The 14,162-nt window shown below is 48.2% G+C and carries 13 protein-coding genes; 5 read left to right on the plus strand and 8 right to left on the minus strand.

The genetic code is table 11. From position 1 onward, the window contains the following. Nucleotides 1–6: 6 nt before the first annotated feature. From BN1002_RS20120 to fdhD, 7 genes are all read right to left on the minus strand, one after another. Nucleotides 7–1,239 carry a molybdopterin molybdotransferase MoeA gene (locus BN1002_RS20120; protein WP_048827312.1) on the minus strand — a complete coding sequence of 411 codons (1,233 nt, stop codon included), beginning with the start codon at nt 1,237–1,239 and terminating at the stop codon, nt 7–9. A 35-nt stretch (nt 1,240–1,274) separates the two neighbouring features. Further along, nucleotides 1,275–1,880, minus strand: coding sequence for a molybdenum cofactor guanylyltransferase (gene mobA / locus BN1002_RS20125; RefSeq protein WP_048827313.1), 606 nt, complete (start codon nt 1,878–1,880; stop codon nt 1,275–1,277). A 42-nt stretch (nt 1,881–1,922) separates the two neighbouring features. Continuing rightward, nucleotides 1,923–2,729, minus strand: coding sequence for a formate dehydrogenase accessory protein FdhE (locus BN1002_RS20130; RefSeq protein ID WP_048827314.1), 807 nt, complete (start codon nt 2,727–2,729; stop codon nt 1,923–1,925). A gap of 145 nt (nt 2,730–2,874) precedes the next feature. Further along, nucleotides 2,875–3,585: a formate dehydrogenase subunit gamma gene (locus BN1002_RS20135; protein WP_048827316.1), complete on the minus strand. Its 711-nt coding sequence runs from the start codon at nt 3,583–3,585 to the stop codon at nt 2,875–2,877. After that, nucleotides 3,578–4,408 carry a 4Fe-4S dicluster domain-containing protein gene (locus BN1002_RS20140; protein WP_048827318.1) on the minus strand — a complete coding sequence of 277 codons (831 nt, stop codon included), beginning with the start codon at nt 4,406–4,408 and terminating at the stop codon, nt 3,578–3,580. The genes BN1002_RS20135 and BN1002_RS20140 overlap by 8 nt, the downstream gene beginning before the upstream one ends. Continuing rightward, entirely contained in the window at nt 4,408–7,386 is a 2,979-nt protein-coding gene (gene fdnG / locus BN1002_RS20145) for a formate dehydrogenase-N subunit alpha (protein ID WP_148362892.1), read from the minus strand. Before fdnG ends, BN1002_RS20140 begins: the two co-directional genes overlap by 1 nt. 98 nt (nt 7,387–7,484) lie before the next feature. Continuing rightward, entirely contained in the window at nt 7,485–8,246 is a 762-nt protein-coding gene (gene fdhD, locus BN1002_RS20155) for a formate dehydrogenase accessory sulfurtransferase FdhD (protein ID WP_048827321.1), read from the minus strand. Between the two features lie 588 nt (nt 8,247–8,834). Between fdhD and pdxK the strand changes: the two genes are divergently transcribed. The 3 genes from pdxK to bshB2 all read left to right on the plus strand — a co-directional run bounded on the left by pdxK (nt 8,835) and on the right by bshB2 (nt 10,915). Further along, nucleotides 8,835–9,647 (plus strand): pyridoxine/pyridoxal/pyridoxamine kinase, encoded by an 813-nt coding sequence (gene pdxK / locus BN1002_RS20160; protein WP_048827322.1) that lies wholly within the window; start codon nt 8,835–8,837, stop codon nt 9,645–9,647. Nucleotides 9,648–9,825: 178 nt separating this feature from the next. After that, a complete protein-coding gene (locus BN1002_RS20165) occupies nt 9,826–10,173 on the plus strand; it encodes a YojF family protein (RefSeq protein ID WP_048827323.1) in 348 nt (115 codons plus the stop codon). Between the two features lie 76 nt (nt 10,174–10,249). Further along, complete coding sequence (gene bshB2, locus BN1002_RS20170) at nt 10,250–10,915, plus strand: bacillithiol biosynthesis deacetylase BshB2 (protein WP_048827324.1); 666 nt, start codon at nt 10,250–10,252, stop codon at nt 10,913–10,915. 740 nt (nt 10,916–11,655) lie between these two features. Here bshB2 and BN1002_RS20175 read toward each other — a convergent pair. Further along, a complete protein-coding gene (locus BN1002_RS20175) occupies nt 11,656–12,108 on the minus strand; it encodes an SRPBCC family protein (RefSeq protein WP_197072833.1) in 453 nt (150 codons plus the stop codon). 276 nt (nt 12,109–12,384) lie between these two features. Here BN1002_RS20175 and BN1002_RS20180 point away from each other — a divergent pair, with 276 nt between their 5' ends. Together BN1002_RS20180 and BN1002_RS20185 are read left to right on the plus strand one after the other, a co-directional pair. Continuing rightward, nucleotides 12,385–13,137, plus strand: a complete 753-nt coding sequence (locus BN1002_RS20180; protein WP_048827326.1) for an ABC transporter ATP-binding protein — start codon at nt 12,385–12,387, stop codon at nt 13,135–13,137. Beyond that, complete coding sequence (locus BN1002_RS20185; RefSeq protein WP_048827327.1) at nt 13,134–14,162, plus strand: ABC transporter permease; 1,029 nt, start codon at nt 13,134–13,136, stop codon at nt 14,160–14,162. The genes BN1002_RS20180 and BN1002_RS20185 overlap by 4 nt, the downstream gene beginning before the upstream one ends.

A 14,162-nucleotide genomic window follows, 5' to 3' on the forward strand; every position in this document is an offset into this window, starting at 1 on the left:
CTCCCCCTACCTTGTTGCAATGACCGGGACGTACTCGCCCTGGGCGATGCCCTCTTTTTCCGAAACTATTTCCACAATCCCATCGCTTTTCACAAGCGTTGTGATGAGCCCTGATTTGCCGATAATCGGCTCCGCCCACCATTCGCCTTCCTTTTCCATCAGACTGACCCGTATATAATCAGACCTTCCCGGCGCGGAAGGGATATTTTTCGTGATTCTTGCAAAAATCCTGTCCGGCTTCCGACTGATTTCCTCACCTTGCAGCCGTTTTAAAATCCGTTCGCCAAAAAGGCGGAAAATGATCATTGCGGAAGCAGGGTGCCCCGGCAGCCCAATGACAGGCTTTTCCCCAGCCATGGCAAGAATTGTCGGCTTGCCGGGTTTGACGGAAATTCCGTGCACAAAAACACCCGGACTGCCCAACGACTGGATGACATCTGTAGTGTAATCTTTTGCCCCAACCGAGCTTCCCCCGGAAAGGATTAAACAGTCGACCTTGTCAAAAAGTTCTTTTGCCCTCCGCTGGAATTCATGATAATCATCAGGGACGATTCCCCCATAAACAACATCGACTCCCCAATCGGCAGCTAGCCCGGCAATCGTTAAATAGTTGATGTCGCGGATTTGCCCGATTTCCAGTGCAGGAGTTTCAAAAGGAACAATTTCATCCCCTGACGATAAATAGCCCGCCTTTAATCTTCGGTAAACCTTCACATGCGTGATGCCAAGCGACGCGAGCGCGCCAATTTCCTGCGGCCGGAGCCTTGTTCCTTTTGCAAGGACAAGCTCGCCAAGCCGGATATCTTCACCTTCGCGTATGACATTTTCTCCCGGCGCGATTTGCCTGTATGTATTCAGGAGGCCGGCAATCTCCTCGCAGTGTTCAATCATAATGACACTGTCACTGCCGGCGGGAAGCATTCCCCCCGTTGGAACATAGACAGCTTCTCCAAAGCCGACCGGGACGGCTGCGGCTTCACCCATCCGCACCTCTCCGGCAACAGTTAAAAAACCAGGCATTGATTCCGATGACCCGTAGGTGTCTTCAGCCCTGACCGCGTACCCATCCACTGTCGAGCGGTCAAAGCCGGGAACATTCTCGCGGGCTGTTACGTCTTCACCCAGGATGTATCCCATTGCATCCTCTATGGCCCTCGTTTCAACATTTTCGGTTTTCCGAACTTTTTCATCGATGAGCGCAAAGGTCTCTTCAACTGTTTTGACTCTGAAAAATTGCATCTGCCTGACTTCCTTTCTCCCAATGCCTCTTTTGCTTACTTGGTCCCTTCACCTTCCGCCTGTTGGACGGCCTCTTCATATTCCTCAGGCAGATTCATATTAAAGAAAACCCGGTTGAGTGAACCATTTGAATAGAGTTCCAGATCTTGTTCCGTCAAGTATAAAACATCCAGTCTATCGAATAAATGCTTAAGCCTCAGACTATCCGACTTAATACAGTCTTCCACTTCGTCCATTATCCGTTTTTGATAAACGGCAAAAAGGGGATGCTGTTTCCCCTCAATGACCGGGACGACTGCATCATGATGCCCGATCCGCTTTATCATGCTTTCGGCAAGCTCCGCTGAAACAAACGGCATATCGCAGGCGACGGCCAGGTTGGCATCGGAGGTGGAAGCCCGGAGGCCCGCATGGAGTCCTGCCAGGGGGCCTTTTCCGGGGTATTCGTCCGTTACTGTCTTTATCTGAAGGAATTCATAAACTTCAGGCTCATTCGTTACAAGAATCACTTCGTCAAATATCTTGATGAGTTCATCTTTGATTCTTTCAATATTCGTCTTATCTTTTATTTTCAGGAGCGCTTTATTTGTTCCCATCCTGCTTGATTTTCCGCCGGATAAAAGAATGGCTGACGCTTTCATTCAAACACCTTCTTCTGTTTCCTTTTTTGCCACCAGGATTATTCAGTTATCGAGTTCTCCGCTTCCGCCGGTATGATAGCCGTTTTCCTGGGCGACAAAGTCAAGGTGTAGAGTGTTTAGGTCGAGCATTGACGCAGTAGGCTTATTGATAAACTGCTTTGTATCGACAATTTTCAAATAGCCATGGCACTTTTCGCATACTTGAATTTGGGAAGTCTCATCGCCCTCGACTGTCACGAACCTAATCGTTTCATGATCATCATTTCCGCAATGCGGGCAGGCCAGCCGTTTGTCATTCCAATGAGCCAGGCAGCGTGGGCAATAAAGTTCCTTTTTACCCTCTTCAAGCTGGGCAATCCTCGCCGGTTCCCCGCAGACAGGGCAGCCCGCGCCATGGACGGCGGAGTGGATTTCAGGCTGTGCCTTTTCAGCGGCAAGCTGCAGATATGGCCTTACTGCTGTTTCAGCGAGGAAATGGGGAATCCATTCCTCCGCACCGTGTTCTGCCGCGAAGCTTTGGAAATAAATATGATTAAACGCAAGCGCTTCATCAATCCAGCGCCGCGCTGTATTTTCGTCCATTACATTGCCAAGAAAAGCAAGCTTCTCTTCCATTCTATCATTATTATTCACTAATAATCCTTTAATTTCCTCTATCCACTGTAAATATAGTGGAATATCAAAGTCAAAAGCTGCCAGGGTGGTGACAGGCACCCCTGTTGACATAGCCGTTTTATCCAGTTTTATGGAGACTGACTGTTCCGGAAGACTTTTCTTCCATTTTTCCTGCAAACCGATGATTTCCTTGTGCAATTTTTGATAGTCTTTTGAGACAACGGATGTTTTCATCCAGGTTGCACCTCTTTTCTAATAGTGTCGAACACTTGGCGGATTCTTTTAAACGGAGATGGCTGTCTTTTTATAGACAGCCATTCCCCTTTTTGATTCGATTTAAGCGGTAGTCTGCTTCCGGTTTTTACCGGAAGCCAGTTTCCTAGGCTCCCTTGTTTTTCTTTTTATCCAGTTTATCAAGATCAGGGAAATTGCCTTTTTTCACTTCTTCATCATACCAGTCGGCATAATGGCCTTTTGCCCACCATGCAGGTACTTTTCCTGTTACAACGCCCGACCAGCCTGGACGCGAATGCTTGTGGATGACGGACAAGTAGATATGCCCGACAATAACGGCTATTCCCAAAGCAAAGCCGACGTTGTGGAGGAAGTAGCCCCATTGGACGAGAGCTTTCGGGAAATATTGAGGCAGCCACATGGTGAATCCTGACACGATGACCAGGATTGCACAGAAAATCTGGAGAATCGAGTTGATTTTTTCTCCCGCGTTAAAGAATGTCTGTCTGACATGGCCAAACTTGAAGCCGAACAATTCCTTAACAAAGTTTCCAAAGAACGCCAGATCACGCTTTTTCCATGTGATCAATTCCTTCATCCAAAGCATGAAGAACTTCGGGCTGAAAATTAACAGGATAAAGGTTGGTGCAATGAAAGCTACAGCGAATATCCTATGAAGCAGGCGGGCATTTGCCGGACCGCCCAGGACAGGATAGAGCCAGTCAAAGAAATTGGTATACATCGGCAGAGCCGTGATATACAAGGCAAAGAATGCTAAGCCGTTAATCGTATGGGCCCAGACAAACGCCTTCGGAAAGCGTCGGATTTTAACATTACCCGCTTTTTGATTACTCATCGCCTTCACCACCATCCTTCTGCTCGGCCTCTTCCGTTCTTTTGCCAACGATCTTATTGGTTACAAACGCTCCGACAAGAGCCATCGTTGTCGCTCCAAGCATCATCTTGCCGATTGGCTGCGCATAGTCTTTCCAAAGTATCGCGGAAGTCGGGACCTTCGGATTTTCAGGCAGGCCGTAGACAGATGGTTTTTCAGCAAGCACGTATATGGTGTGTGTGCCGCCAACACCCTGCGGGTTGTACACTTGGGCGTTTGGATATTTGCCTTTGATTTCATTGAGGCGCTTTTCAGCCTTGGAAATCATTTCATCTTTATTGCCGAACTCCATTGCACCAGTATGGCAGGTTGTCACACAGGCAGGCTGGAGGCCTTCCTCGATGCGATCCGTGCACATTGTACATTTATGTGACTTTCTGTACTCTTTACCGTTCTTGTCTTTATACGTCTTAAGGGAAATAACGTCGAACGGGCAGTTCTGGACGCAGTATCCGCAGCCTACGCATTTATCCTGGTCGATGACAACAGTCCCAAATTCAGTATAGGAAATGGCATCTTCAGGGCAAACCTTTTCACATGCTGCATCTTTACAATGGAAGCATGCGGAATGGCGGAATAGATAATTCAGGTTTCCTTTTGCATCTTCATGTTCGATATATTGCAGGACGTTCCACGTGTCCGCGGTTACCTTAGGGTGGGACTGTGAACTGCCCTGGAATGTCACATCTTCGACAGGAAGGTCATTCCAGTTTTTGCAGGCGACCATACAGGCTTTACAGCCATCGCACTTGGTGACATCGACATACTTTACATATTCCGGCATTAACCTTTCCTCCTTACGTCGCAAAGGAATGCTTTATATTCAGGGATTGTCGTATTTGCATCACCAATATGCGGTGTCAGGCGGTTTGCCGAATCCCCCGTTGCGTATCCTTTGTAACCAAAGTTCCATGGCATCCCGATTTGATGGACCTTTTTGCCCTGGATGGTATACGGCTTGAAGCGTTTTGTAACCATTGCATAAGCTTCGATTTCGCCGCGGGCCGAGGTCACAATAACCTTTTCCTTATTCTTGATGCCTTTTTCTTTTGCGAGCTCCTCGCTCATTTCAATGAACATGAAATGGGAGATTTCAGACAGCCATTCCAGGTTCCTTGTCATGGAGCCCGACTGCCAGTGCTCGGTAACACGGTATGTGGTCGCGACGATCGGGAAGTCTTTCCTGTCGCCTTTTTTGTTAAATTCCCCTTCAAACAGTTGGACGGTCGGGTTCAGGTCCACACTGGAGAATGGATTCTTGATTGGGCTTTCAAATGGCTCATAATGTTCAGGGAGCGGACCGTCATTCAATGTTGGCGCATACAGTCCACCAACTCCGCCGTCTTTCATCATGATGAATGGATTCTTTCCTCCAGGATCGCTTGGCGCCCTGTCGACTACAAAGTCAGGAACATCGTCTCCAACCCATTTTTTCTGTCCTGCATCCCAGTGGATGACCGCTTTATTATCGCTCCACGGCTTGCCGTTCAAATCAGCCGAAGCGCGGTTGTAAAGGATACGGCGGTTGGCAGGCCATGCGTACGACCAGTTCAGGAAGTGCGGTCCGCCTGTCTTGGCATCTCGATTTTTAGAACGGTTCTTGCCTTCTTCCGGATAGAAGCCGGAATAAATCCAGTTTCCGCTTAAAGTTGTGCCGTCATCTTTCAAGTCTTTGAAGCCGGCGAGAAGTTTCCCGGTAGTAAGGTCATATCCGTTGATTTCTTTTGCCACTAGGTCAATATCCGGATGTTCGCCTGTACCATAGTTCCAATACAAGGCGTTAACCGGCTTGGCGGCTGGTGAGCTTTCATTTTTATAAAGTGCCTTGATCCTGTTAGCGAGCTGGTGGATGATTTCCAGATCCGCTTTCGCTTCGCCTCTTGAGTCAATTGCTTTCCAGCGGTATTGCATCCAGCGTGAGCTATTTGATACAGAACCTTCTTTTTCAAAAGATGCCGAAGCAGGAAGAAGGAATACTTCTGTTGCAATCTTGTTCGGATCGGCTCCGCTTTCCTTTTGCCAGAAGGCGGAAGTTTCTGTTTCCCAAAGATCGATCGCGACGAGCCATTTCAGATTGCCAAGCGCCTCTTTTTCTTTTCCTGCGTTCGGGCCGCCGACCACAGGATTTGTTCCGAAGAGGAACGCGCCGTCAAGATTCTTGTCATACATCGCCTTGAACAGGTTGATGTGTGAGTAGTTCTTGTTGCCTTTTGGCAGGTACTGATAGGCGAATTCATTATCTTTCGTTGCATTCGGACCGTACCAGGCCTTCAGAAGGCTGACGATAAATTTCGGCTTGTTGCTCCAATAGCCCGTTTTTGGCGTTTCTTTATCAAGATAGCCTTGCAGGGTAGCATGTTCAGGCAAAGTCGATTTAGGCGTTCCCAAATAGCCGGGAAGATCGCCATAAAGAAGGGCGAAGTCTGTTGAACCCTGGACGTTCGATTCGCCGCGCATGGCCGCGATACCGCCTCCAGGTACGCCGATGTTGCCCAGCAGGAGCTGCAGGATGCCCATCGCGCGGACGTTTTCTGTTCCGACAGTGTGCTGGGTGATTCCCATCGCATACATGATGACGCCGGACTTGCCAGCTTTTCCAGTCGAACAGAACTCTTCACATACCTTCAGGAAGTCTTTTTCCGGTGTTCCAGAGGTTTCAACAACTTTATCTACCGTATATCGGGAATAATGCTTTTTCATCAATTGGAAGACTGAGCGCGGATGCTGAAGGGTTTTATCCTCCACAATCGTTCCGTCCTCTGTTGTTTCAAAAGCCCATTGTGTCTTGTCATATGCTCTTTTTGCCTCATCATAGCCTGAGAAGAGGCCATCATTGAAATTAAACGTATCTTTTACAATAAATGCAGCATTTGTATAGTTAGCAACATACTCTTTGTGGATCAGGTTTTTCTCAATTGCATAATTGATCATCCCGCCAAGGAATGCGATATCCGTTCCTGAACGAAGCGGCGCGTATACATCCGCCATCGCTGAAGACCTTGTATAACGCGGGTCGACTGATACGATTCTTCCGCCTTTTTCCTTCGCCTTAACAAGCCACCTGAAGGAGATTGGGTGGTTTTCGGCAGGGTTTCCTCCCATGATCAATGCACAATCGGTATATTGCAGATCATTCCAGTGGTTGGTCATTGCTCCACGTCCTACTGTAGGTGCCAGACCGGCAACCGTAGAACTGTGTCATATTCGTGCCTGGTGTTCGAGATAAACGACGCCAAGCCCTCTCATTAATTTTGCGAGAAGATAAACTTCTTCATTGTCAAGCGCGGCTCCGCCAATGCTTGCGATTCTCTCGGTTTTGTTGACGATCATGCCATCTTCTTTTTCGACAAAAGAAGTGTCGCGTGCTTCTTTCACACGCTTTGCAATGTTCTCATACATCCATTCCCAATCTTTTTCTTCCCATGTATCGCTTCCCGGGGCACGATAACGCGGCTTAAGGACGCGTTTTTCTGAAGTGTAAAGCTGCCTCAGCGTAGTTCCTTTGGAGCAAAGCTTCCCTTCGTTGATTGGGTTATCCGGATCCCCCTCAGTGTAAACAACTGTATTGTCTTTTGTATGGACAAGGATTCCGCACCCAACGCCGCAATAGCAGCAAATGGTTGGTGTTACTTTGGCTTTGGCAATTTTAAGCTCTTTCGACTTGGCATAGGCTGACTTTTCATCAAAGCCAAGTTCGACAATGGCCAGTGTGGCCGCTGTAGCGCCTGACAGTTTCAAGAATTGCCGGCGATTCAGGTTGATTTCAACCATCTCTCTGTCTCCTTCCCTTAATTAACTAAAGCATCCCTTACTCCCCTAATAACTGTGCCTGACATTCAATGCCGAGGTGATTCCCCCTTTCAATTGATTTCTGCAGCGGCAGGTTCCCTCAAATCGCTGTAGACCCTGCCCTCCGAGGTATAAATGACTGCCATCTTCCCCCTTAAATAGCCAACAACCTCTATATTTAAATATTTGGCCAGCTGGATTGCCTGCTTGGTCGCAGCGGTCCTTGAGCCGATAACGGCGAAGCCAAATTTTGCTGCCTTGGATAACATTTCATAGGAAACGCGGCCGGTCGTTAAAAGGATCAATTCTTCCGGATTAAGCCGCTTCCTGATACAATGGCCGATGATCTTATCGACCGCGTTATGCCGGCCGATGTCTTCCCGGACAGCCATATTGCCGTCCTGATCGATGATGCAGGCGCCATGCATCCCGCCTGTTTCTAGGTAAAGTGTCGATGACTGGGCAAATTCTGCCCTTTTTTTCAGCAGGTAGCTTAACGGATAGTGCCTGGTCGAACGCACTTTCTCGAATTCTTTCACATCCGTCATGGAGAAAAACGTAACTCCTCTTCCACATCCCGCTGTGTAATGCTTTTTCTTGGAGAACATCTTCTCGCCGTCAAAAGAATTATTCAGCGTCACCTGCAAGGTCCCGGTTCCTTCATGGAACTCGACTTTATCTATATCATCGGCATTTTCGATCATCCCCTCCGAAAAGAGGTAACCGTAAACCCAATCTTCCAAATCGGATTTTGTCAGCTGGAAAACGGCAATTTCATAGCCATTGACGGACAGATTAATAGGGTACTCGTCAGGGCAACTTTTCCTGTTCATTGCCTTTCCTCCTTTTCTAATAACTGCATATTTACAACTACTTCCATTGTAGAAATCGCTGCGCATATGAGCAGTGATATTAGTCACTCCTCTTGAAAAGGGGCAAATCGTTGCAAAAACGTTGCAGATATAGGGTTTTGCAGTGTTACCTTATAAAATTTATCTTAAAAACCCGTTTTATAGTGGCTTTAATATGACAGATTGTTTGCAGCTTTGTGTCTTTTGTTTGTATAATTTGTGAAACATTCAGTTAAGCATCGTGCCCATGATAATAACTTGGGGCTTTTTTGATTGAGAGCGTTTTCACAGTTTGCAACTCTACTAACCTTTCTTTCTATTTAGCGTAATTCGAGCGGTCATTTTTTGCAGTAATATTTATCACGATGAGACCTCATATCACAAATTTGTAACACAACCCCATCCGCATCCGGATCAGGGGATTGCTAATTGAATGACAGGCCTGCTATCCATTTTCTTTACAAAAAACGGGTATACTAAGTAAAATGGGGTTGAGTAATAACAGCAGGATTTTGGAATGGATGGTTACAAGCAATCCATCATGAATCCCTTCTTAAAGGAGGAAACAGCATGTCAGTTAAGAAAGTTTTGACAATAGCCGGATCAGATACAAGCGGGGGCGCGGGCATCCAGGCCGACCTGAAGACGTTCCAGGAGCTTGGAGTTTACGGGATGACCGCGTTAACTACAATCGTTACAATGAAACCGGAGGGCTGGAACCATGAAGTTCATCCGCTGCCAGTTGAAACGTTGAAGAAACAGTTGGAAACGATCCTTTCGGTAGGTATTGATGCAATGAAAACAGGAATGCTCGGCACCGTCGAAATCATTGAGCTCGCCGCCAAGGTCATTGATGAGAATAAACTTGGCAAAGTGGTCATTGATCCTGTCATGGTTTGCAAGGGCGAGGACGAGGTCCTCAATCCCGAAACAACGGACGCTATGCGCGAACTGCTTGTTCCGCGGGCGACAGTCGTGACGCCAAACTTATTCGAAGCGGGCCAGCTGGCAAAAACAGGACCCATCCGCGATATGGACCAAATGAAAAATGCAGCTGCCATCATTCACGACCAAGGTGCCAAATATGTCGTCATCAAGGGCGGCAGCAAGTTCGACTATGAAGGAAAGGCGGTCGACCTGTTGTTTGATGGAAAGAACTACAAGTTGTACGAGACGGAAAAACTCGGGACAACTTATACACATGGAGCAGGCTGCACTTATTCATCCGCCATTGCGGCAGGCCTCGCAAAAGGGCAATCCGTCGAGGAAGCGATTGATACAGCGAAAGTATTCATTACGGAAGCCATCCGCCATGGATTTAAACTAAACGAGTACGTCGGTCCGACTTGGCAGGGCGAATACAGGAACCTGCCGAAAAATTAATTTGGTGACATAAAAGGCCGGATGCCATTCCGGCCTTTTTCTATTTCTGGGCGGCAATCGCGCAGAGTGGTTGAAAAGTGCGTTGCTTTCGCTTTTCACTCCTATTTTTAGTATGATTAAGGAATTAAAGCGGTTGAGCAAAAGAAGAGCAGGCAACTGCCATTGGGAAGGGGATCATATGGAACCAGTCAACATAAACGCAGTCCAGGCTGCCATTGACAAGTTTTGCAAAAAAGAGGTTTATATCCACCTGGAAACGACGAATGGCGCGTATGCAACCCATTATAACCAGTCCTTTTTTTCATCCGGCGCCTATATCCGCAACGCTCAAGTTCAATATGACTCCGGAAAAATCACCGGTGACGGACCCTACAGGGTTGGCCTGAAAATACCTTTAGGCTGGATATATGCAGAGGGGATCACCCATTTTGAATTGGACGAAAACGGCCGCCTGCTGATGGCGGGCCATGATTTCAGCGGTAAGCTCGCAGTGGCTCTTCAAATCAGCCCGACGCCGTTCGAATAAATCATTAGGCAAAAGGCTAATCACTGATTAGCAGCCGGCATAATTATACTAAGACCGATCAAAAGGAGAATTGACTATGGAAAAGGAACGCCATGTGCTTGTCGTCTTCCCGCATCCTGATGATGAAGCATTTGGAGTATCGGGGACAATCGCCATGCACACTCAAAGCGGAACCCCTGTCACATACGCCTGCCTGACACTCGGCGAAATGGGCAGGAATATGGGCAATCCTCCATTCGCTACAAGGGAATCGCTTCCGGGAATCCGCAGGGAAGAACTATTGGAAGCGGCAAAAGTTCTTGGCATCAGCGATTTGCGGATGCTCGGCTATAGGGATAAGACGATTGAATTTTTAGATGAAGGAAAACTCGCTGCCCAGATTTCGTCCATCATTCAGGAAGTGGATCCGTCCCTGGTCATTACCTTCTACCCGGGCTACTCAGTACACCCCGACCACGAGGCCACTGGACGGGCTGTCGTCAGGGCAGTCAGTGAAATGGAACCTGGCAAAAGGCCGAAGCTTCATTGTGTCGCCTTTTCCAACAATTGCGAAGAGGATATCGGCGACGCTGATATCGTTCACGAAATTACACCTGTGGCAGATATAAAAATGGCTGCCATCCGGGCGCACCGCTCCCAAACACAGCAAATGGTCAAGGATATGGAAGAAAAATTGAAAAACCAAGACCCACAAACAATGGTCTGGGTTAACAATGAACGGTTTTGGACATACAAGTTTTAACGATTTACCCGCGGGAGAATACATCTTTCGGGCTAGGAAGGCACCCGGGGCAGGGTTAGTTCTGCTGCCGGGTTTTTCTGTTTCGCGGTGTAGCGGCGGGGTAGGGTAACGGTTCATGGGGGTTATGCGCCAACTCATCGGTGGTATGCGCCAATTCTAGGGGTTTATGCGCCAATTCACGGGTTGGCGACTGTAGTCCCGGAAATTCTGGCGGCGGGGCGCCAATAAAGCGGCTTGGCGACTGTAGTCCAGGAAATTCTGGCGGCGGGGCGCCAACAAGGTGGCTTGGCGACTGTAGCCTAGGAAATTCTGGCGGCGGGGCGCCAACAAGGCGGGTTGGCGACTGTAGTCCCGGAAATTCTGGCGGTGGGGCGCCAATAAAGCGGCTTGGCGACTGTAGTCCCGGAAATTCTGGCGGCGGGGCGCCAACAAGGCGGCTTGGCGACTGTAGCCTAGGAAATTCTGGCGGCGGGGCGCCAACAAGACGGCTTGGCGACTGTAGCCTAGGAAATTCTGGCGGCGGGGCGCCAACAAGACAGCTTGGCGACTGTAGCCTAGGAAATTCTGGCGGCGGGGCGCCAACAAGGCGGCTTGGCGACTGTAGTCCAGGAAATTCTGGCGGCGGGGCGCCAACAAGACGGCTTGGCTACTTTTGCAAGAGGAAAGGGCGCCAAGCCGCAAGCTTTCAATTGATGCTATGCCGATTGAAAGCTTGCGTCTATCCATTCTCCATTCTTCTATTAAGAGTTGGCTTTACCCTCCAGCATATCCTTCAAGTAAACCATCTGATTGCCGTCTTCTCTTTTCAGCATGTTCACAATAAACCTTTTTGTCAGGCCCATGACAATGCCGGTTGTTTTTATATCCGCCTTAAAGCTAGCCCTCGTGCGGCCTTCCTCAACCTCTTCAAATGAATACCAATAAACCGACTGGAGACCGTTTGTTTCACTTTTATAAGCGAATAGTTTGTTTTCCTCAAAAGCCGTAATTTCAAGTTCCGATTCTGTTTCACGACCGCGGATCATCCGCGTTTCCACAACCTTGTCGCCACTCTTCAACTGTCCAAGGCCGCGCTTATCTATGTTAACAACGTTCGGCATAATCTCCGGCATGTTCTCCATGCTCGCCACATACTTAAACACAACCTCGACAGGCTGGGCGATTACAACACTCGATTGAAAATCCGCCATCATAAACCACCTCATCAAAAAGATCTACACACTCCACTAACAATTATATCCCTTTTCAACATTTTTTCCTGTAAAAAGCGAAGCAAGGGGACAGTTATGCCGCTTCTTTCGCCACACCGAAATCTCACTTTGCCTCATTATGGCTCACCGCTAAAAAAATGAGTGATTACTCACTTCATTTTTCTGCACACTTAGCATATAATAAAATTGATTAGAAAGTGAGTGATTACTCACTCTACACTTTCATTCTATTTGACCGCTTTAGAAAGGTGGATGAGGATGGGGAACGATTTTATTAACGTGTCAACGGACAGTCCAATTGTGTCGGTTAGGAATGTATCGAAGTCATTTGGCAGGCAGCAGGTTTTAAGGAATATTAATCTCGATATTTATCCAGGGGAGATTTTCGGGTTGCTCGGTCCTTCGGGGGCGGGGAAAACGACGATTGTCAGACAGCTGATTGGGCTTGAACTGCCAACGGAAGGGGAGAACTGGCTGTTCAACGAGAAGATGCCTTCTCTTAAACTTGTTGAAAAGGCTGGTTATATGGCCCAGGCTGACGCACTTTACCAGGAGTTATCTGCTAGGGACAATTTGGAGTTCTTCGGGGCTCTCTACGGATTAAAAGGAAAGAGACTGAAAGAGCGGATTGGAGCCGTGTTGGAAATCGTCCAATTAAGCGGCGACTTGAACAAGCTCGTCTCCAATTACTCAGGGGGAATGAAGCGCCGGCTCTCACTGGCTGCGGCTTTGCTGCATGAACCGTCCCTCCTTATTCTCGATGAGCCCACAGTTGGAATCGATCCGGTTTTGCGAAAAAGCATTTGGGAACGATTTTACGAACTTAAGCAAAAAGGGACTGCTATTATCGTAACAACACATGTCATGGATGAAGCGGAAAAATGCGACCGTCTCGGCATGATCAGGGATGGGCGGCTAATCGCGGTTGGCACTCCTGACGAACTGAAAAAGAATACCTCCTCAGAGACAATTGAAGAGGCATTCCTAGTATATGGAGGTGCGGAATCATGAGAATCAAAGCGCTTGTCATCAGGATTTTAAGGCAGTTTTTGCGTGACAAACGGACCATGGCGCTAATGATTCTCGCGCCAATACTGATCCTGACCATGCTCAATCTTGTCTTTAATGGCAGGGACTATATCCCGAAAGTAGGGCTTGTCGATTTTCCAGCCCAATTAAAAGAGCAGTTAAATTTAGATGATGGTAAAGTGAAAGACTACAAGTCAACAAATGCCGCTGACAAGGCCTTGAAAACCGGTAAACTCGACGGCTACCTAACACTTGATGGCGCCAAGCCGGAAATCATGCTGGAAGGCAGCGACCCGACCGCTAACCGCGCATTCATGCTTTGGGTGCAGGAAGCCTTCAAACCTGTTATGCCAAAAGCGGACACAGGTGAATTGCCAGTCACTTACTTGCACGGCTCGGACTCGATGAGCCAGTTTGACTATTTCGGGCCGGTCTTGCTTGCCTATTTCGCGTTCTTCTTCGTCTTTTTAATCGCGGGCGTTTCCTTCCTGCGTGAGCGGACGAGCGGCACGCTTGAAAGGCTGCTGTCAAGCCCATTAAGGCGCTGGGAAATCGTCGCTGGGTATGTGCTCGGCTTTGGCATTTTCACGACCATCCAGGCGACAATCATTACGTGGTACGGGATTTATATCCTCGATATGCTGATGGAAGGGTCCTTCCTGCTCGTCCTGCTGACGATTCTGCTGCTTTCGTTTACAGCGCTGACGCTCGGAATCCTTCTGTCCGCTTTTGCAAATAATGAAATGCAAATCATCCAGTTCATTCCGCTCGTCATTGTGCCGCAAGTGTTCTTCTCCGGGCTTTTCAATTTGGAGACAATATCGGAGTGGCTGAGCTGGATTGGCCCGCTCACTCCACTCTATTATGCTGCCGATGCGGTGCGCGATGTTATGGTGAGGGGCTATGGTTTAAATGAGATTTATCCGGACCTTCTTCTGCTGCTCGGCCTGTCGATCCTGTTTATGGTTTTGAACGTTGCCGCGTTGAAAAAGCATCGGAAGGTATAA

Source organism: Bacillus sp. B-jedd, from assembly GCF_000821085.1.
In the GTDB taxonomy this organism is placed as follows: Bacteria; Bacillota; Bacilli; order Bacillales; family Cytobacillaceae; genus Bacillus_D.

Bases quoted from the DNA above. Each gene is read 5' to 3' on its own strand.
- BN1002_RS20140 (WP_048827318.1), bottom strand. From the start codon at position 4,408: ATGCCGGAATATGTAAAGTATGTCGATGTCACCAAGTGCGATGGCTGT.
- BN1002_RS20135 (WP_048827316.1), bottom strand. From the start codon at position 3,585: ATGAGTAATCAAAAAGCGGGTAATGTTAAAATCCGACGCTTTCCGAAG.
- pdxK (WP_048827322.1), top strand. From the start codon at position 8,835: ATGTCAGTTAAGAAAGTTTTGACAATAGCCGGATCAGATACAAGCGGG.
- BN1002_RS20130 (WP_048827314.1), bottom strand. From the start codon at position 2,729: ATGAAAACATCCGTTGTCTCAAAAGACTATCAAAAATTGCACAAGGAA.
- BN1002_RS20120 (WP_048827312.1), bottom strand. From the start codon at position 1,239: ATGCAATTTTTCAGAGTCAAAACAGTTGAAGAGACCTTTGCGCTCATC.
- BN1002_RS20185 (WP_048827327.1), top strand. From the start codon at position 13,134: ATGAGAATCAAAGCGCTTGTCATCAGGATTTTAAGGCAGTTTTTGCGT.
- fdhD (WP_048827321.1), bottom strand. From the start codon at position 8,246: ATGAACAGGAAAAGTTGCCCTGACGAGTACCCTATTAATCTGTCCGTC.
- bshB2 (WP_048827324.1), top strand. From the start codon at position 10,250: ATGGAAAAGGAACGCCATGTGCTTGTCGTCTTCCCGCATCCTGATGAT.
- mobA (WP_048827313.1), bottom strand. From the start codon at position 1,880: ATGAAAGCGTCAGCCATTCTTTTATCCGGCGGAAAATCAAGCAGGATG.
- BN1002_RS20180 (WP_048827326.1), top strand. From the start codon at position 12,385: ATGGGGAACGATTTTATTAACGTGTCAACGGACAGTCCAATTGTGTCG.
- BN1002_RS20165 (WP_048827323.1), top strand. From the start codon at position 9,826: ATGGAACCAGTCAACATAAACGCAGTCCAGGCTGCCATTGACAAGTTT.
- BN1002_RS20175 (WP_197072833.1), bottom strand. From the start codon at position 12,108: ATGATGGCGGATTTTCAATCGAGTGTTGTAATCGCCCAGCCTGTCGAG.